This is a genomic window from Acinetobacter sp. YH12040, from assembly GCF_013420005.1.
In the GTDB taxonomy this organism is placed as follows: domain Bacteria; phylum Pseudomonadota; class Gammaproteobacteria; order Pseudomonadales; family Moraxellaceae; genus Acinetobacter; species Acinetobacter amyesii.
Genome location: NZ_VOZB01000008.1, coordinates 110276 through 132464 on the forward strand (window position 1 = coordinate 110276; position 22189 = coordinate 132464).

Sequence of the window (22189 nt, forward strand, 5' to 3'; positions counted from 1 at the left end):
TCAGATTTAAAGTTTCTTTTCTACAAACTCACCAAGTCCTGTGAGGACATTGTAGGGTCGGCAGAAACGTCGAATCGTTTTTGCACCTTGCTTTAAGTCTACACAGAGCGGATCAGGCGCAGATTTATCTAGTAAACTGCCTCTGTTTTTTGAACGCTCACGGTACATTTTAAAGGTGTACTCGTGTTTAGACCTAAAGTTGTGAATGACATGCAAGCGCTCTGCTTTTTCCTGAGAAATTGGATAATAGCGAATCACGATTTCATGCTGACCTGTAGGTACAGACAAATACAAAGGATTAGGTTCAGACAATGAACGACCATTCAACCGCACAATGCCTGCTTTAATCGCAGCACGTTGTACACGTTGATTATTTGGATCAACCACTTGTATTTGATCAAAACGCTCAAATTCACAGTGCACTGTACCTGCACAGTAAATCAAAGCATTATTTTTTGTACTTTCAGTTTCCTTCACATTTTTAATGCGTGCCGTGTCAAAGCTTTGACAGGCAGAGAGCGTTGCAAACAGCGCTCCCGTTACAACCAGCTGACCGAAGAACTTTTTCATTTTTCGAACCCAACCTGATAAATTCTGGCTAACGTATAAATTTTGTTTCGCCTGATATTAACAAGACTTAAGCCGACTGACTACTAAGAAGTTCTACAGTGACACTGACTTAAGCTTTAATTTCTGTAAATACCCAAGGGCGAGATGCTTTGGTTTTTTCTTCATAAGCACGGATATCATCGGCTGCTTGTAAAGTTAAACCGATATCATCCAAGCCATTCAATAAGCAGTGTTTACGGAATGGATCGACTTCAAATGTAAATGCTTCACCACTCGGTGTACGTACTTCTTGCGCAGCCAAATCAATGGTTAATTGATAGCCTTCAGATGCAGCACATTCTTTAAATAACTGATCGACGATCTCTTCAGACAAGATCACTGGCAACATGCCATTTTTAAAACTGTTATTAAAGAAAATGTCCGCATAGCTTGGTGCAATGACGGTACGGAAACCATATTCTTCTAATGCCCAAGGCGCATGCTCACGGCTCGAACCACAACCAAAGTTTGCACGAGAGATCAAAATCGACGCACCTTGATAACGCGGTTTATTCAATTCGAAATCTGGGTTAATTGGACGTTTTGAAATGTCCTGACCTAAATAGCCTTCATCCAAATAGCGCAACTCATCAAATAAGTTGGCACCAAAGCCTGTACGCTTAATAGATTTCAAAAACTGTTTTGGAATAATTAAATCTGTATCCACATTGGCACGGTCTAATGGTGCAACGATACCTTGTTCAACGGTATATTTTTTCATGCGATTTGCTCCTATTAGCCCTGATTAGAAGGTACGAACGTCAACGAAGTGACCAGCGATTGCCGCAGCTGCTGCCATTGCTGGACTCACCAAATGCGTGCGACCACCATTGCCTTGACGACCTTCAAAATTACGGTTAGACGTCGATGCACAGTGCTCACCTGGTTGCAATTTGTCGGCATTCATTGCCAAACACATTGAGCAACCCGGCTCACGCCATTCAAAGCCTGCTTCAATTAAGATTTTATCTAAGCCTTCTGCTTCTGCTTGTGCTTTCACCAAACCTGAACCCGGCACCACCATGGCTTGCTTAATCGATGCCGCCACTTTTTTACCTTTGGCCACTTCAGCCGCTGCACGAATATCTTCGATGCGTGAGTTGGTACATGAACCAATAAATACACGGTCTAATTGAATATCAGCCAATGCCTGCCCCGCTTCTAAGCCCATGTAGTTGTATGCACGTGTCCAGTCATTACGCTGTACATCATCTTTGGCTTGTTCTAAAGTTGGCACTGCTTGAGATACAGGAATCACCATCTCAGGAGAAGTCCCCCAAGACACTTGTGGCTCAATTTCTTCACCTTGCAACACTACAACAGTATCAAAATGCGCGCCTTCATCAGACACTAAAGTCTTCCAATATTCTACTGCAGCATCCCACTGTTCGCCCTTCGGTGCATATGGACGGTCTTTTACATAGGCAATGGTTTTGTCATCGACAGCGACCATACCAACACGCGCACCGCCTTCGATTGCCATGTTACACACCGTCATACGACCTTCGATCGACATATCACGGAATACTTGACCACCAAACTCAATCGCGTGACCTGTACCACCTGCCGTACCGATTTTACCGATAATCGCTAAAACCACGTCTTTAGGAGTTACGCCCTGACCCAATTGACCGTCAACACGCACCAACATGTTCTTCATTTTCTTTTGAACTAAGCATTGAGTCGCCAATACGTGTTCAACTTCCGATGTGCCGATACCATGTGCCAAGCAACCAAATGCACCATGCGTTGCAGTATGTGAGTCACCACACACCACGGTCATACCTGGCAACGTTAAACCTTGTTCAGGCCCAACCACATGCGCGATCCCTTGGCGTACATCGTTGATGTCAAACTGGGCAACATCAAAAGTTTTACAGTTGTCATCTAAAGTTTGCACTTGGATACGTGAGGTATCATCTTCAATACCTGCAATACCTTCAGCACGCTCCTTAGTAGACGTAGGTACGTTATGGTCTGGCGTTGCAACATTAGCGCTTAAACGCCATGGTTTACGGCCCGCAAGCTGTAGCCCTTCAAAGGCTTGTGGAGAAGTCACTTCATGCAATAAATGACGGTCGATATACAATAATGAAGAGCCATCATCTCGTTGTTTTACTAGATGGTCATCCCACAATTTGTCATACAAGGTTTTTTTTGTTTGGGTTTCCGCTTTTTGGGTTTCGCCTGCCATGTCGATTTGCTCCACTGGACTGGGTAAATTCTTTCGTTAAATCGATTATAACCACGTATTCACATAAATCTAATTTATCATTTTTATTAGTTTAAAAACTTATAGGAATGATATTTAACTGCTGATTTCCGCTACATTTTAAAGACCATTAATGCGTTTAAAACACGCTCACTTCAATACTTTCAGCAGATGAAACTTTAGAATTTTCTCCGACTTTTTTTGTTCACTGTCTGCCATTATTTAAACAGTAATTTAAAAATTCAATGGTCATAAATCGAATTTTCTCTTTTACATTGCAAATAAGAATCATTATTATTAACTCATTGCCAAGATTTATCAATTTAACAAGGAGCATTCTCATGGCACACATTAACAAGTTCGTCGAAAATAATCAGCGCATGTTCAAAAAAACCTTGAGCTATTACATCATGCATATCACGGTTGCGATGTTGGTTGGTTATTACGTAACAGGCAGTATTGCAATGGCCATTACATTAAGTTTACTTGAACCAACTGTTCAAGCGGTTGCCTTTTTCTTCCACGAAAAAGTCTGGGAAAAGAAAGATAAAGCTGTAGAGAAAAATATCCCCGCTTAATCCAACCCTGCTCCTTGTAAAAAAACCACCATCACGGTGGTTTTTTTAATGACCTCAAAACGTTCTTTTACTCTATCCACTTTAACTTTCTATTCATTTCATCCTATAGATTCAATTGTAGACAGATCATCAAAGCTTGGTTTTTTGTTGTAAGACCAGCTGACCATGCGCCTCAACCAATTGTTCTATCGCAAGAATCAGTTTGTTTTTTGCCGCATTACACTCAGCAGCTGCACGGTTTTCGTCGTCTTCATCATCTGCGATTTCATATATTGCACAGCGCTTTTCGACTGTCCCTTCAAAAATATCCAATAAATTTTTAATGTGTTTAATATCCATCGCCTTCTCCCTGTGAGGTACAACATCGCTAATCGATGCAGCTCTGACTGTACCTGTTGCTATAATTATTCACTGAAAAGTATGTTCTCCAAGCCATCAAAACTTGAGTTCATTTTTTGTTTTAGTTCAATACTGAATTAAAAGAAACGCCATCGCTCCTCTTTAATTCAAACGGTTGAATTACTTTCCAGCCCTGTATTTTTTTATATTATGCATAACTCTGGTTTCGGTTTAAAAAATAACTTTGTAACAGCGCATTTGAGCTGAAAATGTCTCAGCCCAATCTTAAATCATGCAGCGACCAAGTACTCAAATAACACTATTGAACCCTGAAACTTCCCTCAGATTTAAAGCGTCATCTGGCTTGAACGCCTAGTTTTAAATCAAAAGATACAACTTTTCCTTTGATTTATTCTTAAAATATTATAACAATGAGACTACGCATAAAAATTCTTTATAGGAATGAAGATGAATCTCGCAGCCTTTGAAGCCTTTGTAAAAGTCATGGAAACTGGTTCGATCTCTTTGGCAGCAGATCAGCTCTTCATTACGCAACCTGCTGTAACCAAGCGTATTCACAGTTTAGAAGAATACTTCGGTGTCAAACTTTTTGAATCAGCGGGTCGTGGTGTTCAAGCGACGCATGCAGCAAACTCTCTCTTGCCAAAAGTAAAAAGCTGGCTGAATGAGTTGGGCGATATTCACCATACGCTCAGCCATGAGCAAGGTCAGGTTCAAGGTAAACTGAAAATTGGTACCAGTCATCATATCGGCTTACACCATTTACCAGCGCATTTGCGTCAATATGTACAACAGTTTCCGGAAGTAACATTAGATGTACACTTTGTTGATTCTGAACAGGCCCATGAGCAAGTTTTGGCTGGCGACTTAGAATTGGCATTTTTAACTTTACCGCCACAAGGTGACAGCCGTTTAAAATACATTACGACATGGAATGATCCACTGGTATTCGTGGTTGCGCCTTTCCATCCTTTGGCGCAAGTTGAACATTTAACCTTAGAGGATTTGATCCAATACCCAAGTCTATTGCCTGCGGCGCAAACCTATACCAGTCAAATTACCTTGGCTGAGTTTGAAAAGTATGGCCTGAAACCAAAAGTCACCATGAGCAATAATTCACTCGAGTCGATTCGTATGTTGGTTTCCATTGGTCTCGGTTGGTCAGTCCTTCCTAAAACCTTATTGAACCAAGATTTAAAACAACTGAATTTACCTTCAAACATGAATCGTCAATTGGGCATGGTATGGCACCCAGGCCGTACTCAGTCACTTGCTGCACAAAAGCTGGTTGAATTGATGAAACACATCTAATTCATTTTTTTGCCTACAAAATTCAATTATTAATCAAGCCACCGCTATGGTGGCTTTTTATATTCATCTGTTTAAGCATCTAGAAAAAGCGAATGACTTGATTAGCCAAGTGTTGAACAGTCCTTGTTGAATAGTCATCATAGACAATGCAGTGACCTTCAAATCTGCCATCAATATTTGTAGCTTTGCTCAAGGTCAGCAATAGATGCTCTTACTTATTATGAAAGTTCAACCTCTTTTCACTGATGTTATACAGTAACATCAGAAGTGCAATTTGATTCAAATATAAGAACGATACGCGGCAAGGTCATCCGCAAGTGTTTGAGATAGGACTACTTCTCATCAAAAATGTTTTTGCGATACTTTGAATAATTAGACGGTAGTGAACGAGTTTTGCGGATGACAATGGTTTTGGGTACTTTTGCCGAAACAAAAGTACCTCCAGCCAAAGGCCAATCAATTTATTCAATTCCTAGATGTAAGACTTCGTTGAATAGATTTAAAAATCATTTTAAAAACACGAAATAACTTTTACGTACGTAACATCAGTTTTTCAGTAAAAATGGGATCACCTATTTCAGCCGATCCCATTAAAAAACAAAGAAAAACCCGTCAGTTTTACTTCGTCAATGAATCTTCATGTAATGATTCATTCAATTGATCGACAATAATCGCCCACTCACCATCTGACTTAATTTTTTCGGCCAAGAACTGGCGCTGAGCATCTGTCCAATAATCTGCTTCGGTAATTTTAGTTTGGGCACTGAGTTGATGCGTCACGATAAATAAAGCAATCGCGTCTTCACTCGAATCTAAACCCAGTTGTTCAAATAGATGAGTCATGCGTGGACGTACACTCATTGTCATTCTCCGTGTTAAAACTTATTGTTTATGGATACAAAATTTCTGTTTTAAGGATATAACACGGAACGAACACGCACTCAATTACAGAATTCTATAGCGGTGAAAATTGAATAAAAGGCAAACTGAGCATAATCATCACGACAGATTGAATAAATACCAACAATAAAGGCAGCCCCCAGTTCACTCCTCCTTCTTCAGCAAACACCTGTTCACTATATTTCGGCTGCTGCATATAGGCTTTGGTCTTTTGCACAGCAAAATCGCTATAAAGCCGCTTTCCGATCCCAGCGAGTATGAGGTTAGGAATCAATGACAGCCCCATCAAGACTTGTTCAGGCACACCGATGATGAGTGCCAACATGCTAATCAAAAAACCAACCGCAAAGAATAAGAAGAAATAGCGGTACATCTTTCGATAGAGTAACCAATAGGGTCCAAAAATTAGCCCTGCCCAACTCAGACCATTGTTCTGTCCAACTTGTTGTTCAATGAAATTTAAATAAGATTGAGCACGTGGCCCAATAAAGATTTGAATTAAATGTTTAAAAGAAGCTTCTGTCTGCATACGGAGCGATAGTTCAAATAAGTGAGTCGAGGGTTAATCAAAAGAACATCAAATAAAAAAGCATCTCAAGATGCTTTTTTTCCTGTTCATCTTTAGGCTTGAATTGACCAGTCTTGAATGTCCCAACCTTGTTCTTTTGCTAGGACCTCTAAACGATCATCTGGATTAACTGCAATTGCATGATCCGCATATTCCAATAAGAATCGATCATTGATTGAATCTGAATAGGCCCAGGACTCTGTCACATCACGACCTTCTAACCATTGATTCAAACGGACTAATTTGCCCTTTTGATAGCACGGAGTATTAATTACTTTACCTGTATATTTACCATTCGCAACTTCGGCATTGGTCGCAATGATTTCAGTAATGCCGAATTCACGAAAAATCGGTGCGGTAATAAAATCAGACGTTGCGGTGATCCCGACCAATTGATGCCCGGCATCTTGATGGCGCTGAATGGCAGCATAGCCCTCTGGACGCATTTGCGCACGAATAACTTTTTTCATAAACAACTGATGTAACTCAGTTAAGTAGGCATTGTCATGTTGGGTTAAAAACTCAAATACAAATTCGTTATAGGCAATCGGGTCAAGCTGGCCTTTTTTATAATCATCATAAAATTTGTCATTCATGGCACGATGACGAATTGGATCAACCAAGCCTTCATTGACCAAAAACTCCCCCCAAGAATGGTCTGAGTCGGTATTTAATAAGGTGTGATCAAGGTCAAACAGTGCCAATTTCATGAAAATACTCGTAAAAGCTGAAATTTAAGAAAAAAATTGTAAATCTATCTCCGCTAGTCGATAGAAATTCGTTAAGATCATAACAATTTTAACATTTTTACACTTTGCTTTTTCGAGATGGACACAGAAATAAACGTCCCCGTGAGCAAAGTCATAAATTACACAATATTTAGGTAGCCAAATGATCGATTCAGAAGGTTTCCGACCCAACGTCGGGATCATTTTGGCAAACGACATTGGACAAGTTTTATGGGCAAAGCGCATTGGTCACAATGCCTGGCAATTTCCACAAGGAGGTATCCAACATGGAGAAACCCCCGAACAGGCACTTTACCGTGAGCTGAGAGAAGAAGTTGGCTTACTGCCCGAACACGTCCAGGTGATAGCACAAACCCAAGGGTGGTTGCGCTATCGTTTGCCACATCGGTATATACGTACCGATTCAGCCCCCGTTTGTATTGGTCAAAAGCAAAAGTGGTTTTTATTGAAACTGACAGCTTCAGCACAGCATATTCAGCTTGATTTGTCAGATCCACCTGAGTTTGATCAATGGCAATGGGTCAGCTATTGGTACCCACTAGGACAAGTGGTGAATTTTAAACGCGATGTATATCGTAAAGCCATGGTGGAACTTTGCAGTCAGCTTCCACAAAAGCCGTAAAAATTTGCAGAATGGATGCAGATTTTTAGGATGAGTGTTGTTATAAATAAAGCAGAATAAATTTTGGAGCAGACACGATGTCGAACATGCAGCTGGATACATTAAGACGCATAGTCCAAGAGATTAATGCGTCAGCCAGTTTGCATGAATCTTTAGACATAATGGTCAATCAAGTGGCAGAAGCCATGCATGTGGATGTCTGCTCAATCTACTTGCTTGATGAACGAAACCATCGTTATTTACTGATGGCTTCTAAGGGTTTAAACCCTGAAGCCGTTGGGCATGTCTCTTTGCATACCAGTGAAGGTTTGGTTGGCTTAGTGGGACAACGTGAAGAAATCGTCAACCTTGATAACGCACCGAAGCATGAACGCTTTATGTATCTGCCAGAAACGGGGGAAGAAATTTACAATTCCTTCCTGGGTGTTCCGGTGATGTATCGCCGTAAAGTTATGGGTGTCTTGGTGGTTCAAAACAAAGAACCTCAAGACTTTAGCGAAGCTGCCGAATCCTTCCTCGTGACCCTATGCGCTCAGCTTTCAGGGGTGATTGCCCATGCACATGCCGTCGGGAATATCGAAGTCTTTCGTAAACCGAACAACCTCCCAGCCTATAAAACCTTCCAAGGCATTTCAGGTTCAGGCGGCATTGCTCTAGGTCGTGCAGTCATCTTATATCCACCTGCTGACTTGGCTTCAGTCCCTGATCGTGAAGCCGATGACATCAGTGAAGAACTCGAATTACTCGACAATGCCATAGACGCAGTTCGTCAAGAAATTCTGTCCCTCGATGAAAAGATGCAAGATGCCCTTATGGCCGAAGAACGCGCATTATTTAGCGTGTTTTTACGGATGCTCGATGCCAATGCCCTTCCCGCGGAAATCAAAAGTGAAATTCGTGACGGTAACTGGGCACAAGGTTCGGTACGCATTGTTATTGATAAACACATTGCGCTGTTTGCACAGATGGAAGATGACTATCTCCGCGAACGTGTTTCAGACTTAAAAGATCTAGGGCGTCGTATCTTGGCCTTTTTGCAAGAAGCAGATGCCAGTCACCGTGAAATCACCGATGAAAGCATTTTAATTGGTGAGGAAATTTCTACGGCTGCCTTGGTTGAACTCCCTGTCGATAAAATCGCGGCGATTGTAACCACTGAAGGTGCCATGAACTCACACATGGTGATTGTGGCACGTGCCCTCGGTATTCCAACCGTAGTCGGTGTGACTGAACTACCAATTAATACCCTCGATGATGTCGAAATGATTGTCGATGCACATCAAGGTCGTGTATTCATCAATCCACCTCGTCGTTTACGCACACGTTATAAAGAGATTCAAAAAGAAGAAGAGCAAATTGCTAAAGATCTGAAGCAATACGAAACCAAAGATGCCATCACCCCTGACGGTGTTGCGGTTCGATTGTTTGTAAATACTGGCTTGATGATCGATGTGGTTCGCGGTGTACAACGTGGCGCCAAAGGTGTCGGTCTATACCGTTCTGAAATTCCATTTATGCTGCGTGATCGCTTCCCCGGTGAAGAAGAACAGCGCGCTATTTATCGTCAACAGCTCAGTCATTTTGCCAATAAACCAGTGGTGATGCGTACCCTCGATATTGGTGCAGATAAAGACCTTCCTTATTTCTCGATTGAAGAAGAAAACTCAGCACTGGGTTGGCGTGGAATTCGCTTTACTCTCGATCATCCTGAGATTTTTTCAGCCCAAATTCGTGCCATGCTCAAAGCCAGTATTGGCCTGAACAACTTGCATATATTGCTGCCGATGGTGACCAGTGTCAGCGAAGTCGAAGAAGCGTTGTATTTGCTCGATCGTGACTGGCAAGCGGTGCAAGAAGAAGAACAGGTGAAAATTACCAAACCCAAAATCGGCATCATGGTCGAAGTGCCGAGTGTGCTGTTACAGATCGATGAGTTTGCTGAATTGGTTGACTTCTTCTCGGTCGGATCTAACGATTTAACCCAATACTTACTTGCGGTTGACCGAAATAACCCACGAGTTGCCAATGTCTATTCACACTCACACCCAGCCGTACTTCGTGCGCTGACTCGCTTGGTGCAAGAATGTCATAAATACGACAAGCCGATTAGTATTTGTGGAGAAATGGCCGGTGATCCACTCACAGCTATTTTACTGATGGCGATGGGCTTTAATACCCTATCGATGAGTTCGAGTAATATCCTCAAAGTCCGTAAAGCCATCTGCCATGTGCCGATGCCAGATGCAAAAGAGCTCTTGGATCGTGCTTTGAGCATGAATAATCCACTGATGGTGAAAAGCATGATGGAGTACTACTTCAAGACTCATGGTCTTGGTGATATGGTGAAATCGGCAACCCGAATCGTGAGTGCTTAAGAACACTCATGTAAAATAATAAAATGAGGTGATGATGGATTTTTTATTTTTTCTGGCTTTTGTCGCCATTGCCTTTTATATGACAAAGATCCATCCGCAACTCAAACAAAAAATGTTAGAGCTGCAACACGATACACCGATTGAAAAAGCATCCTCAACTCGACCTAGACCGTCCCAAGCACAACAAGTCAATATACGCCCAACCAAGCCAACAAAATCCAAAGCTCCGGTCAGCCGCTCTCTTATTCCCCCCTTACTCGGTATAGAAATTACTGCGTCACAGCAGCGCCGCTTAGGGAAAAATGATCCATCGGTACTGGCTGCACAGCGCGTCAAACAGCTAAATCACATGCAACATACTGACTCCACTTGGTTTGAGCAATTGACCAGTCAAATGGAACACGTACTCCAACAACCTAATGACGCCTCAAAACATCAAAGCACAGCGTCTAGACCACAACAAAAATCCACATTCAACAAAATGTTTGAAGACTTATTTTCAAAATAAGCTCTGTTTTAAGGCTTTACATTTCAATTCAAATCCAATCCTTTAAATACCGCATGGAACTATCTGAATGAACGTCGGTATCTTATTATTCAACGAAGTTGAAGTCTTAGATGATGCGGGGATTTCTTCGGGAATCAATGCATCTCTTTATATTGTGGCCAAATTGCATGGCCTAGAGATTGCGAAGCGAACAGTAAAACGTATGGAATATGATGTGAACTTTGTTTAAGCAGATGCTGAAGCCGAATCGTTTAGTAGACTACAAACTGAGAAAACACACTGAAATAAAAAGGGAGATAATCATTCGAATATCCCCCTTTTTTGTGCTTTGCATAGCCACGTTTTGCATTTTTCTTTCGATCTACAAAAGTTTGGCTTTTGTTAAAATCATTCATGTGTTTTGCCACAAAGTTGCGAACTTCAACTTCAGGCAGGACTTTTTTCTTTGCCATTTACATTCACCTTTTTGCCTATACAGCACCCTCGTGCTGTAGTGCATATATTGGTCTATTTTTAGATTTTTTCAAGCACTTTCCTATGGCTTTTTGATACAGCGTAGTTAGTCCCATGTCCATAAAAAATTGTTTTCCCACATTATTCCCATCTCCAAAACCCTCTCCCATTAAGAGAGGGAAATACATTGTATTTAACTTGCGAAAGCCCGTTCCAACAAACGCTCTACATCGACCATTTTGGCATCCAACATCCCCACCACTTGCCCATGTTTCGCACTATAACGGCTTTGAATAAAACCATTTGCTACATAATCAGGCGCATAGCGTTTCAATAACACCGCTTGTGCAAGTACCGTTAAACGACTGACCAAACTGCGCCCCATAAATTGTAAATCTTCAGGCGATTGATGGAACAACCTGAACAAGTCCTGCAATTCTGTTTGCAAGCTTTCATCTGTACTTGCTGTACTGGCCAAATCTTTAAACAGCACCTCAATAGATTTAGGATCACGCCCAATCGCGCGCAGCACATCTAGGCACATAACATTGCCTGAACCTTCCCAAATGGTATTCACAGGTGCTTCTTTAAAAATGCGCGCCATGATGCCGTTATCAACATAGCCATTGCCGCCAAAAACTTCCATCATCTCACCAGTTAGTTCGACTGCACGTTTACAAATCCAAAACTTAGCTGCTGGGGTCATAATGCGTTTCCATGCCACAGACAAGGCATCATCTGATTCATAGCACTGCGCCAAATGGAAACTGAGCTGCGTCGCTGCTTCACTCTCTAAAGCCAAATCTGCCAAAACTGCACGCATTAAGGGTTGTTCAATCAAATGTTTACCAAAAGCCTGACGCTGACGGGTATAGGCAATGCATTGCACCAAAGCTTGACGCAGCATGGCGCTCGAACCGACCGAACAGGTCAGACGGGTATAATTCGCCATTTCAATAATGGTTGGAATGCCACGCCCTGCCTCACCAATCATAATGCCCCACGCATTTTTGAATTCGACTTCCGAGCTTGAATTACTGCGGTTACCGACTTTTTCTTTTAGGCGTTGCACCTGAATATTATTCTTCGTGCCATCTTCCAACCAACGTGGCACAAAGAAACAAGCCAAGCCATCTTGTTCGGTTTTTGCCACCACCAAATGCGCATCACACATCGGTGCAGAGAAAAACCATTTATGCCCCGTGAGTAAATAAGCTTTGCCTCGTCCTGTTTCTGCCACAGGCACAGCTATAGTTTCATTAGCACGTACATCCGAACCGCCCTGCTTTTCAGTCATGCCCATACCGAGCCAAATCGACATTTTCTGCGCAATCGGTACATCGCGTTCATCATATTCAGTCGATAGTAGTTTCTCTCCAATTTTGGCCCACAGTTCAGGTTCACGCTGAATGAGTGGAATACTGCCGAGTGTCATTGAATTTGGACATAAATTGCCGCACTCGACCTGACCTGCTAAATAAAAACGTGCTGCCCACTCCACCCATTTTGTCTTGGAATTTGGCTGATTAAATGGATGTGCATGGGTATCAAACTGGCGGTTGAGTCCCATCCATTTATGCCATGAAGGATGAAACTCGATAAAGTCAGTACGGCGGCCTCGCGCATCGAAGGCATGTAAAATTGGGGTATGTTTGTTGGCTAAAGCCCCATGCTGAAAGTATTCACTCGAACCTGCCACTTTGCCCATTTCGCATAAAGTCGGCTGATCATGGCTGCTGCAGCGTTTTAAGATTTCATGTAAAACCGTATCGCTTGAAAATAGATTGTAGTTTTCTAGTTCATCAAATTGGTTACTGATTTGATGCGTCATCCATGGCTGTTCTAATGTATTCATCGTCTATATTTTCCACTTGTTCTTGTTTGCTTTTCATTTCAGTATAGAGAAAATTTAAAGCATAGACGTTCGGTTTTCAGCGCTTAACAATATGAAGAATTCAGCCATTCAGATACGGCGTAAGCCGCGTCAATCACGTGCAAAGCTCACGCAAGAGGCATTGCAGGAAAGTTTTGTTCGGCTTTTGCATGAGCGCCCTGCCGACAAAATTACCATTCGTGAAATTACCGACCTTGCAGGCGTTGGCTTAGGGACATTTTATGAATATTTTTCCAAGAAGGAAGATTTGATTGCGCTAACCATTCATTTACATGTGAAGCACAATGCCGAACAGATGAAAACTTATGCACAATCGCTGATGAAGTTATCCACAGATTTGGATCTTCAAGAGTATTTAAAGCAAATCATCCACTTCCAAATTGAGCAAATTCAAGCGCAGCAGTTTTTATGGTCACAGGTGTTTTTATTGGAACGGCAGATTTCAGATATTGAAAGTTACCGTAAAAGTTATGTCATGATGGTGCAAATGTGGCAACACATGCTTAAGCCTTTTATAAATAACGAGGAAAAGCTCAAGCCAATGGCTTTAAATATACAAAGAGTGTGTTATGGCTTTGTGTCGCAAAGCTTGTTGATCGTACCCAACTTTACTGAATGGGATGAATTAAAGCGAGATATAATTCATATGTTGCGCGATTAGACTTCGCGGACAAGTCTAATGACGTTTCAAATGCATCGGTGAATAAAATAAAGTCATGTTATTTACAAAAAAACCGGCTCTTAAACCAGTTATTTTAGATATTTAGGAAATTCATTTTTACGGTAGAAGAAAATCATTCATCACTTGGTTCATCCTTCAATAAAAGTGCTTTAGAAGTTAAGCTTTTATTGCCAGCTTACTTATCTCATTTATACGCCTTTGGAATGCTGGCCAGTTGTAAGCTCTTTAAAAATTCAGCCGTATATTTTGGACTATGGCCTAATGCCCCCCGATGATAGCCATTTGGGATCGCCTGATAAACTGCTGGCAATTTTTTATTTGCACACTTTCTGGTAATAACTTTGAGTACCAAGGTGATCTACAAATGGTCTGCGGCGCCTTAAACAAACATCAGTGTTACGGTTAGGGTCTTATATTCAATCGACTGCCATTTTAAATAGCTTAGGGATGGCCTTAAGTCTGAATTTTTTAAAAGATTGACTGAGGTGCTTGTTTTAACAAATTTTTTATTTCTGATAGACAACGTTTACGGGCCTGATATAGTAAAGACTGCATATCTGGACTAACCTGTTGATCTACATTGATCGATCTGCTTCGGCTGCTCCCAACAACACGCTGGGGAAAAATGCCGCTACATTGGTATCTGGATTTGGATTGGTTTCTACGTATTCAGCAATACATTCATATTGATAACCACCCGGTGCCAAGGGTATTGCAGCTTTAAGATTCAATTCAAGCGCATCTTTTTGCTCCTGAGCTGCAACCGCAATAGCAGCTGCACCACCTTGACTACGCCCCATCAGCATCCAGTCTTTACTAAATTGCCTCGGCTTCCAAGAATGCAATGCACGCACAGAATGCACCAAATTATAAACTTAACTGACTACATTCATATGAGGGTGCAGTTTTGGCTTACCCAGTCCTTATAATCTGTTGCAACCACTACATAGCCATGCCTCAAACAACTGTCGATTGCACCATCTATGACTAGTTGCAAACTATATACAGGCCCATTGTATAATCACTTGAAGGAGCACTTGTATCAGCCACACAGTCGTGCCATGTGCTCATGCCAATACGGTCCAGTCTTGTTTAAGTGCTTATCCTTTTGGGCGTAAAATATATCCCGAGGTCAAAATGGGTTCGCCATTAACCCCCTCAACTACGATATGCGATCACGTAAGGTTGCCTAGTATGTTGATATGATGTAGGAATCGATTCAAGCTGGAGTGACAACAGCTGACCTGACAACAATAAAGATAGGTGTGCCAACTAGCATCACCCCATAAAAAATTTATTTACAATTTTCTAAAACAACTTAGACCACTTGCCAATATTTCTTCAGCTGTATTTTTAGCTTATTTTAAGTATTAAATAATGTTTTTAATGTTAAAAAAGCTCTCCAATATTAACAACATAAAAAAGTCTTTCATTAACTATAATCTGCCAAAAAAAAATATCTGAAAACTGAAATCCATAATAAAATTATGGGTTTAAATATTTCGTCCTGTTCTACCTATCATAGCGATATATTTGAGTTTAATTCATCGATAAAATATTAAAACAAAATATATAAATAAATAATATAAATTCAATAACTTGATTCATCGAATTAACCATTTATTCAAAACTATTTTTCCATTTGTCAAAAGCCACAGAAAGCTTTAGAGTCAATAAGTATATAAAGATTTTTAAGCTTTTAACGGCTACAGTTTTATGACTTATCTTCGATTGATTGCTGCTTGAAAAATTTTAGAATGAGAGAAAAACTGTTGTCACATTGTCACTTTAAAATGAATTAACAAAACGGTTAAGGTCATGTGCTGTTGAGCGTGTTATCAATTGAAAGGTTATAACTCCCAACTTTCATACATGATTATAATAATGGAGATACTCAATGAGCGACGACGTTAAAAAATGTCCTGTCACCCACCTAACAACTGATGCTGGTGCTCCTGTTGTAGATAATCAGAACAGTATGACGGCAGGTGCACGTGGTCCTTTGCTTGCCCAAGACCTATGGCTTAATGAAAAACTCGGTAATTTCGTTCGTGAAGTAATTCCAGAGCGTCGTATGCATGCCAAAGGTTCTGGTGCTTTCGGTACGTTTACCGTGACTAACGATATTACCCAATATACCCGCGCTAAAATTTTCTCAGAAGTTGGTAAAAAAACTGAACTTTTTGCTCGTTTCTCTACCGTAGCGGGTGAGCGTGGTGCTGCAGATGCAGAACGCGATATTCGTGGTTTTGCCCTTAAATTCTATACTGAAGAAGGTAACTGGGATTTAGTTGGTAATAACACCCCTGTCTTCTTCCTACGTGATGCTCGTAAATTCCCTGACTTAAACAAAGCAGTAAAACGCGATCCTAAAACCAATAAGCGTAGTGCAACAAATAACTGGGATTTTTGGACTTTACTACCTGAAGCTCTACACCAAGTTACGATTGTGATGTCTGACCGCGGTATTCCAGATGGTTACCGTCATATGCATGGTTTTGGCAGTCATACTTTCAGTTTTATTAATGCCAATAATGAACGCTTCTGGGTTAAATTCCACATGCGCACTCAACAAGGCATCAAAAACTTAACCGATGCTGAAGCTGAAGCGATTATTGCCAAAGACCGTGAAAGCTCACAAACCGATCTGTTCAATGCAATTGAACGCGGCGATTTTCCAAAATGGAAAATGTACGTTCAAATCATGCCTGAACTTGATGCAGAAAAAGTACCTTATCACCCATTTGATTTAACCAAAGTATGGCCTAAAGGCGACTATCCGTTGATTGAAGTGGGTGAATTCGAACTCAACCGTAACCCTGAAAACTATTTCCAAGATGTTGAACAAGCCGCTTTTGCACCAAGTAACTTGGTGCCGGGCATTAGCTTCTCACCTGACCGTATGCTGCAAGCGCGTTTATTCAACTATGCTGATGCTGCACGTTATCGCGTGGGTGTAAACCATTACCAAATTCCTGTAAATGCACCACGTTGCCCTGTTCATTCCAACCGTCGTGATGGTCAAGGCCGTATGGATGGTAACTATGGTGCAACACCGCATTATGAACCAAACAGCTTCAGCCAATGGCAAGAGCAACCACAATACAAAGAACCACCATTGAAAATTACTGGTGATGCTGACTTGTGGGATTACCGCGAAGATGACAGCGACTATTTCAGTCAACCACGTGCATTATTCAACTTAATGAATGATGAACAAAAACAAGCATTGTTTAATAACACTGCTGGCGCAATGGGCGATGCACTCGACTTCATCAAATATCGTCATATCCGTAACTGTTACGCATGTGATCCAGCTTATGGTGAAGGTGTTGCAAAAGCATTAGGCTTAACTGTAGCGGATGCGCAAGCTGCTCGTGCAACTGATCCAGCTCAAGGTAATCCTGGCTTGCTTTAAGTTTTATCTTTGAATAAAAAAACCACCTTTTAAGGTGGTTTTTTCTTGGCATTAAATATTCCAATTACCTTCTATTAATCCTTAAACAATCAATTTTTTGCCTTCATGCATGGTTAAAAATGGATTCATTAACTTTGATGTTTTTCGCATTGCATGATGTAAGTCATGTTCTGGTTGGTCTCTAGCTTCATCAGTCAACTGAAAAGTCCGATAATGCATTGCCAATGAACATTTTGACTGTAAATCTTTATGCGCCTGAAAAGCTTCTTCGGGATTCATGTGCAAATATTTCATTAAACGACGTGGCTCATAAGCTCCAATCGGTAATAACGCTACTCGGGGTGCACCTAAGCGTGTATGGATTTGTTTGAAATGTGCGGCATAGCCCGTATCTCCAGCAAAGAAGAAATGTCCTGTACTATGCACGATGGAAAAACCTCCCCATAAGGCATGATTTTGATCTCGCCAACCACGACCTGAACCATGCTGTGCAGGCGTATAAACGATACGCAAATCTTCAAACATTTCTGATTGCCACCAATCAAGTTCAATGACATTGAAATGTGTGGGTAAATAATAAGCATTGCCTAAACCAGTATAAATCGGCATAGCAAATTGTTCATGTAACCAATTCAAGGTTGCTAAATCCATATGATCATAATGATTATGGCTCAGTAAAACCCCATGAATTGTAGGTAATTCTTCTAAGGCAATTCCTGCAGGACAAGCACGTCGTGGTCCAGTCCCTTGACGTGGGCCTGCATACTCCGCCCATACAGGATCGGTCAAAAAATTATATGGCCCAATTTGAATCAAAACCGTCGCATGTCCGACAAACCAAACCAACCAATCATCCATTTTAGCCAATGGCCGATTGTGCGGAATGCTACGCGAAGAAGCAAAAAACTGTTGGTATTCTTGCTCACGATCTACTTTCCATGTATCGCTTTTACGCGTCATGATCCATTTCAGCATATCTTTACGCGTAAACGCATCTGGATTTCGAAGGGTATTAAAGAATTTTTCCCCATTAAAATGGTCAGTTGCCAGATAATCAAATACAGGCTTCGTCCACGTATGTTTCATACAGCTTTTAGTTCTGATTTGAAACTGTGCTGATTGAGTTTTTTGATTCATGTGTATTTAAAATTCATTCACTATGCTGACAAACCTTGCAAAGTATTTAACCTCGCAGACCTATTGATCAAGACGACCTTTCATGCGCTCAAGCCAAACCTTCCGAGATTGAGGCTTGACAAAGAGTGCCACAATTTCAGGATGAAGCTGTTTAATTTGTGCTTCAATTCTGTTGACACAAGCTTCTATATCATCTGACGTTAAATTATCTTTAAATTCAAGACTCAAAGATGCCAAAACTTGATGTGCACCCATCTGCTCTGTTAACACCCCATTGGCAGAATGCACTGCTGGATCTTGCTCTGCAACCATCAAGACATTATGCCTCAATTGTGGGTCAGCAGTTTCTCCCATGAGCAATCCTTTAGTCTCACGTGCAAGTAAAATTGCTGAAATAGCGAGTACAACCCCAATTAGAATTGATGCCAGACCATCAAGCATTGGCATATTCAGCGCGTGTGATAAATAGATACCGATCAGGGCAATAAACAGACCAATCAGCGCTGCTGAGTCTTCAAATAACACGGTAAATGTCGTCGGATCTTTACTGCGTCGAAATGCTTCAAAATAGCCCTGTTTCCCTTTGATTTTACGAAATGCTTTCAATGCCACAAACCAAGAGGTCCCTTCACACAAAATCGCAATACCTAATACAATATAGTTAATCATCGGATTTTGCATTTCTTCGGGATGATAAATATGACTAACCCCTTGATAAATCGACACGATCGCACCCAAAGCAAAGACCATCAACGCCACAATAAAAGCCCAAAAATACAGCTCCCGCCCATAGCCAAACGGATGGCGTGCATTTGCTGGCTGCTGCGATTTTTTCATACCGTAGAGCAGTAAGATTTCATTTAAAGTATCAACCACAGAGTGAATAGCTTCACTCAACATGGCCGAACTATTCGTGATATAGGCAGCGACAAACTTCACCAGTGCAATCGCTAAATTGCCGAAGAGCGCTGCATATACCACGATTTTGTTAGATTCAGACATTTAAAATTGTCCTAAATTTATTTTTATCAAACAGATCTATTTGATTTTATAGCTCATTCCATAGTACTCAAACTGACTGTAGCTGTTGTTTGTTATTTTGTTGTTTTTACACCAACTGTCGATTGTTTCGACAATGCCATCATGTTCCATGTGAAACACGCTCTTTAGCGCAAAGGTATAGAACAAAAAAGGAAGCCGCAGCTTCCGTATAATTCTGTAGATGTACACGGTTCAACGTACTTTATTAAAATATTGCTCGCGCCACTCTTTCCAAAAGTACATCACAATACCAAACATCACGACCACGATTCCAACAAAGGCATTGGAGCTAATATATTCACTGTTCAACGTCGCTCCCAAAACCAATGCTATGACAGGTGTCATCACATTACTGAGTGACACCGTTGATGCCGCCAAACGTTTGATCAGCCAGAAGTAACACAGCATTGCCACAATAGATGACATGATCATGGTAAAGACAAATCCAATCATCGCACGGTCGCTTGGCAATTCGGTTGGAAAATGCTGCCAGATAAAAGGAATGATGAGTACCGAACCCAAGGCAGAAACAATCAGAGAACCTGTTGCCTGAGACATCGGTTTTAACGGTGCATTAATCTGCTTCACCCAAAAAATCGAACTAATATACGACACCATGCTGATTAGCATCAGTACAACGCCAATTGGATTGACTTTGCTATCAGCAGAATCTGCAAAGACAAAAGTTAGACCTCCCACTGCAACCGCCATGCCCAACCACTGCAAAGCGACCAATTTATGTGTTTTTAAAATTACATGCCCAATCAAACCGGCAATTAAGGGTGAAAAACCAAAAATCAGTGCCATTAAACCAGAGGTGAGATAATTGGCTGCCAGATAAATAAATAACTGTGCGCCAATCAAATTCAAACTCCCTGCCACATAACTTTTTAATGAGGTTTCATCAAACGGCAAAGGATCACGCATCAATTTCAACAGAAACAGCGCAATAATAGATGCGCCGAAGTAACGGATAATCAACACCCACATCGGATGTATTTCCTGCACACTCCACACAATCGCGAGCGGCGTCGTCGCCCAAATCAGTACCAAAAGAGCATATATACTTGCCGTCAGCGGCAGTGAAGATTTCATTTCATTCTCAAATTTGATTGTTCTAACGACTTAACCTGAAACCCACTATTCAGATCTGGAACTACTCGTAAGACCAGTAACTAATAAAGTTTAAGACCAATTATTGTTCTCCCCTTTATCAACTAAATTGGAGGCGGTATGAATGCCACCGATCGTTTGGGGTATATGGACTTCTCCTCAAACGATCAATAATCTCCCCTAACCCCTCTTTAAAAAAAGAGGGGGAATCATCCAAACGAAATCCATTCTTCACAAAGACTACTCCCTCCTTTGAAAAAGGAGGGCTGGGGAGGATTAAAACCGTTGAATAGATCTATATAAGCTAAAACTATATACATGGACTACAAAATAGCTTTATAAGTGCGATGCTAAAACTAAAGACATAAAAAAACAGACCTACGTTACCGCAAGTCTGCTCCTCTTAGACATTCAGCTTACTTTACAAGTTTACGTAAATCTTGGCTTAAATCTAAATATTTATCCGCTTCAAACGCTGCATTCTTGCTAATCAATTTTTTCAAATGACGCATCTCTTTCGCAGCATTCACAGTGATACCACCCACGATTACACCGTCAGTAACACCAAACAAAACAAATGATGATTCTGCAGCTAATTCAGGATTTACTTCGCCACGTGCAATCCATTCGCTTGCAGCCATATCACCCACAAATTGATAGTTGATATTCAATTGATCTGTCCAGAACCACGCTGGATTTGGGGTTGGATGTTCAACACCCATTACATGACGAGCAAAGATACCTGCTTGCAAGTTCGCATTTTCCCAAGTTTCGACACGACGGTGGTTACCACAGTCACGAAGCTGAGTCGCAACATCACCCGCTGCATAAATATCTGGATGTGAAGTTTGGCAGTTATCATTCACTTTAATGGCAAAATCAACGTCTAAACCTGCTTCAACAGCAAGCTGTGCATTTGGCACAATGCCAATACCGTAAACTACAGCATCTGCACGAAGTTCTTCACCGCCTTCAAGCGTGATCACCACTTCTTCACCATCAAGCTTACAGTCAGCAATAGAAGTCGAAAGACGAACATCTACACCTGCAAGACGTTGTTGAGCCAATAAGAATTCGCTCAATACGCGTGGAGATGAACGCCCCATCACCATTGGACCCATTTCAATCACGGTCACGATACAGTCTTTAGAACGTGCTGAAGAAGCAAGCTCAAGACCAATCACACCACCGCCGATCAATACAATACGGCGACCCGCTTGTAATACAGGCACCAATGCTTGTGAATCTTCAAGGTTACGTAAGGTATAAACGTGTTTACCCAAAGCATCGAAATTCGGTAAACGGCGTGCTGCACCACCGGTTGCTAGAAGCAACTTGTCAAATGCAACAATTTCGCCATTTTTCAGTTCAACTGTTTTTGCATCGCTATGGATTTTCACAGCGCCATTGCCACGAATATGTTCAACACCGAGTTCTGCCAATTTTTCTTCTGACAGAATTTCGATTTTGGTCTCTTCAGGTTTTAGAATTACGTCTTTAGACAAAGGCGGACGTTCATAAGGAAGATGTGTTTCATCACCCACCAAAATGATTTTGCCTTCATACTTGTTCGCACGGAGTTCTAAAATGGCGCTAGCACCAGCTTGACCAGCTCCAACAATAACGATGGTTTCGATACCATTTTGGCTCATGGGTTTG

The 22189-nt window shown here is 41.3% G+C and carries 22 protein-coding genes; 8 read left to right on the forward strand and 14 right to left on the reverse strand.

The window, feature by feature from the left end; genetic code table 11:
* Positions 1-6: 6 nt before the first annotated feature.
* From FTT99_RS10775 to leuC, 3 genes are all read right to left on the reverse strand, one after another.
* Positions 7-570 (reverse strand): hypothetical protein, encoded by a 564-nt coding sequence (locus tag FTT99_RS10775; RefSeq protein WP_180131709.1) that lies wholly within the window; start codon positions 568-570, stop codon positions 7-9.
* A 109-nt stretch (positions 571-679) separates the two neighbouring features.
* The gene (gene leuD / locus FTT99_RS10780) at positions 680-1330 is read right to left on the reverse strand and encodes a 3-isopropylmalate dehydratase small subunit (protein WP_180161451.1); all 651 of its coding nucleotides are present in this window, start codon (positions 1328-1330) and stop codon (positions 680-682) included.
* Positions 1331-1354: 24 nt separating this feature from the next.
* Positions 1355-2803 (reverse strand): 3-isopropylmalate dehydratase large subunit, encoded by a 1449-nt coding sequence (gene leuC / locus FTT99_RS10785; protein ID WP_180077931.1) that lies wholly within the window; start codon positions 2801-2803, stop codon positions 1355-1357.
* 359 nt (positions 2804-3162) lie between these two features.
* On the opposite strand from leuC, the gene FTT99_RS10790 reads away from it, so the two are divergent.
* A complete protein-coding gene (locus FTT99_RS10790) occupies positions 3163-3399 on the forward strand; it encodes a DUF2061 domain-containing protein (protein ID WP_180131712.1) in 237 nt (78 codons plus the stop codon).
* Positions 3400-3528: 129 nt separating this feature from the next.
* Here FTT99_RS10790 and FTT99_RS10795 read toward each other — a convergent pair whose 3' ends face one another.
* Positions 3529-3738: a hypothetical protein gene (locus tag FTT99_RS10795; protein ID WP_180131715.1), complete on the reverse strand. Its 210-nt coding sequence runs from the start codon at positions 3736-3738 to the stop codon at positions 3529-3531.
* 468 nt (positions 3739-4206) lie between these two features.
* Between FTT99_RS10795 and FTT99_RS10800 the strand changes: the two genes are divergently transcribed.
* Positions 4207-5070, forward strand: coding sequence for a LysR family transcriptional regulator (locus FTT99_RS10800; protein ID WP_078189725.1), 864 nt, complete (start codon positions 4207-4209; stop codon positions 5068-5070).
* Positions 5071-5688: 618 nt separating this feature from the next.
* Here the strand turns inward: FTT99_RS10800 and FTT99_RS10805 are convergent.
* From FTT99_RS10805 to FTT99_RS10815, 3 genes are all read right to left on the reverse strand, one after another.
* The gene (locus FTT99_RS10805) at positions 5689-5931 is read right to left on the reverse strand and encodes a DUF2789 family protein (RefSeq protein ID WP_078189726.1); all 243 of its coding nucleotides are present in this window, start codon (positions 5929-5931) and stop codon (positions 5689-5691) included.
* A 94-nt stretch (positions 5932-6025) separates the two neighbouring features.
* Positions 6026-6499, reverse strand: coding sequence for a DUF2628 domain-containing protein (locus FTT99_RS10810; RefSeq protein ID WP_180062911.1), 474 nt, complete (start codon positions 6497-6499; stop codon positions 6026-6028).
* A 92-nt stretch (positions 6500-6591) separates the two neighbouring features.
* Entirely contained in the window at positions 6592-7248 is a 657-nt protein-coding gene (locus tag FTT99_RS10815; RefSeq protein ID WP_180131718.1) for an HAD family phosphatase, read from the reverse strand.
* A gap of 181 nt (positions 7249-7429) precedes the next feature.
* On the opposite strand from FTT99_RS10815, the gene FTT99_RS10820 reads away from it, so the two are divergent.
* From FTT99_RS10820 to FTT99_RS10835, 4 genes are all read left to right on the forward strand, one after another.
* Positions 7430-7909 carry an RNA pyrophosphohydrolase gene (locus tag FTT99_RS10820; RefSeq protein ID WP_078192761.1) on the forward strand — a complete coding sequence of 160 codons (480 nt, stop codon included), beginning with the start codon at positions 7430-7432 and terminating at the stop codon, positions 7907-7909.
* Between the two features lie 77 nt (positions 7910-7986).
* Positions 7987-10284 carry a phosphoenolpyruvate--protein phosphotransferase gene (gene ptsP, locus FTT99_RS10825; RefSeq protein WP_180005299.1) on the forward strand — a complete coding sequence of 766 codons (2298 nt, stop codon included), beginning with the start codon at positions 7987-7989 and terminating at the stop codon, positions 10282-10284.
* 79 nt (positions 10285-10363) lie between these two features.
* Complete coding sequence (locus tag FTT99_RS10830; RefSeq protein WP_180161438.1) at positions 10364-10792, forward strand: hypothetical protein; 429 nt, start codon at positions 10364-10366, stop codon at positions 10790-10792.
* 67 nt (positions 10793-10859) lie between these two features.
* Positions 10860-11021: a hypothetical protein gene (locus FTT99_RS10835; RefSeq protein ID WP_180109040.1), complete on the forward strand. Its 162-nt coding sequence runs from the start codon at positions 10860-10862 to the stop codon at positions 11019-11021.
* Between the two features lie 22 nt (positions 11022-11043).
* Here FTT99_RS10835 and FTT99_RS10840 read toward each other — a convergent pair whose 3' ends face one another.
* Together FTT99_RS10840 and FTT99_RS10845 are read right to left on the reverse strand one after the other, a co-directional pair.
* Positions 11044-11244 carry a hypothetical protein gene (locus tag FTT99_RS10840; protein WP_180042069.1) on the reverse strand — a complete coding sequence of 67 codons (201 nt, stop codon included), beginning with the start codon at positions 11242-11244 and terminating at the stop codon, positions 11044-11046.
* A 194-nt stretch (positions 11245-11438) separates the two neighbouring features.
* Positions 11439-13100, reverse strand: coding sequence for an acyl-CoA dehydrogenase family protein (locus tag FTT99_RS10845; RefSeq protein WP_180066270.1), 1662 nt, complete (start codon positions 13098-13100; stop codon positions 11439-11441).
* Positions 13101-13191: 91 nt separating this feature from the next.
* Here FTT99_RS10845 and FTT99_RS10850 point away from each other — a divergent pair, with 91 nt between their 5' ends.
* A complete protein-coding gene (locus FTT99_RS10850; protein WP_180131726.1) occupies positions 13192-13800 on the forward strand; it encodes a TetR/AcrR family transcriptional regulator in 609 nt (202 codons plus the stop codon).
* 596 nt (positions 13801-14396) lie between these two features.
* On the opposite strand, the gene FTT99_RS10855 is transcribed toward FTT99_RS10850, so the two are convergent.
* Positions 14397-14675 carry a hypothetical protein gene (locus FTT99_RS10855; RefSeq protein WP_180128305.1) on the reverse strand — a complete coding sequence of 93 codons (279 nt, stop codon included), beginning with the start codon at positions 14673-14675 and terminating at the stop codon, positions 14397-14399.
* 1043 nt (positions 14676-15718) lie between these two features.
* Here FTT99_RS10855 and FTT99_RS10860 point away from each other — a divergent pair.
* The gene (locus FTT99_RS10860) at positions 15719-17239 is read left to right on the forward strand and encodes a catalase (protein WP_111884100.1); all 1521 of its coding nucleotides are present in this window, start codon (positions 15719-15721) and stop codon (positions 17237-17239) included.
* Positions 17240-17320: 81 nt separating this feature from the next.
* Here the strand turns inward: FTT99_RS10860 and FTT99_RS10865 are convergent, their stop codons facing one another.
* The 4 genes from FTT99_RS10865 to hcaD all read right to left on the reverse strand — a co-directional run bounded on the left by FTT99_RS10865 (position 17321) and on the right by hcaD (position 22182).
* Positions 17321-18376 carry an MBL fold metallo-hydrolase gene (locus tag FTT99_RS10865; RefSeq protein ID WP_180078123.1) on the reverse strand — a complete coding sequence of 352 codons (1056 nt, stop codon included), beginning with the start codon at positions 18374-18376 and terminating at the stop codon, positions 17321-17323.
* A 60-nt stretch (positions 18377-18436) separates the two neighbouring features.
* On the reverse strand, positions 18437-19378 hold the full coding sequence (locus FTT99_RS10870) for a cation diffusion facilitator family transporter (protein ID WP_180034972.1): 942 nt from the start codon (positions 19376-19378) through the stop codon (positions 18437-18439).
* A 231-nt stretch (positions 19379-19609) separates the two neighbouring features.
* Entirely contained in the window at positions 19610-20512 is a 903-nt protein-coding gene (locus tag FTT99_RS10875; protein WP_180132166.1) for a DMT family transporter, read from the reverse strand.
* 434 nt (positions 20513-20946) lie between these two features.
* Positions 20947-22182, reverse strand: coding sequence for a 3-phenylpropionate/cinnamic acid dioxygenase ferredoxin--NAD(+) reductase subunit (gene hcaD, locus FTT99_RS10880; RefSeq protein ID WP_180131457.1), 1236 nt, complete (start codon positions 22180-22182; stop codon positions 20947-20949).
* Positions 22183-22189 lie beyond the last annotated feature (7 nt).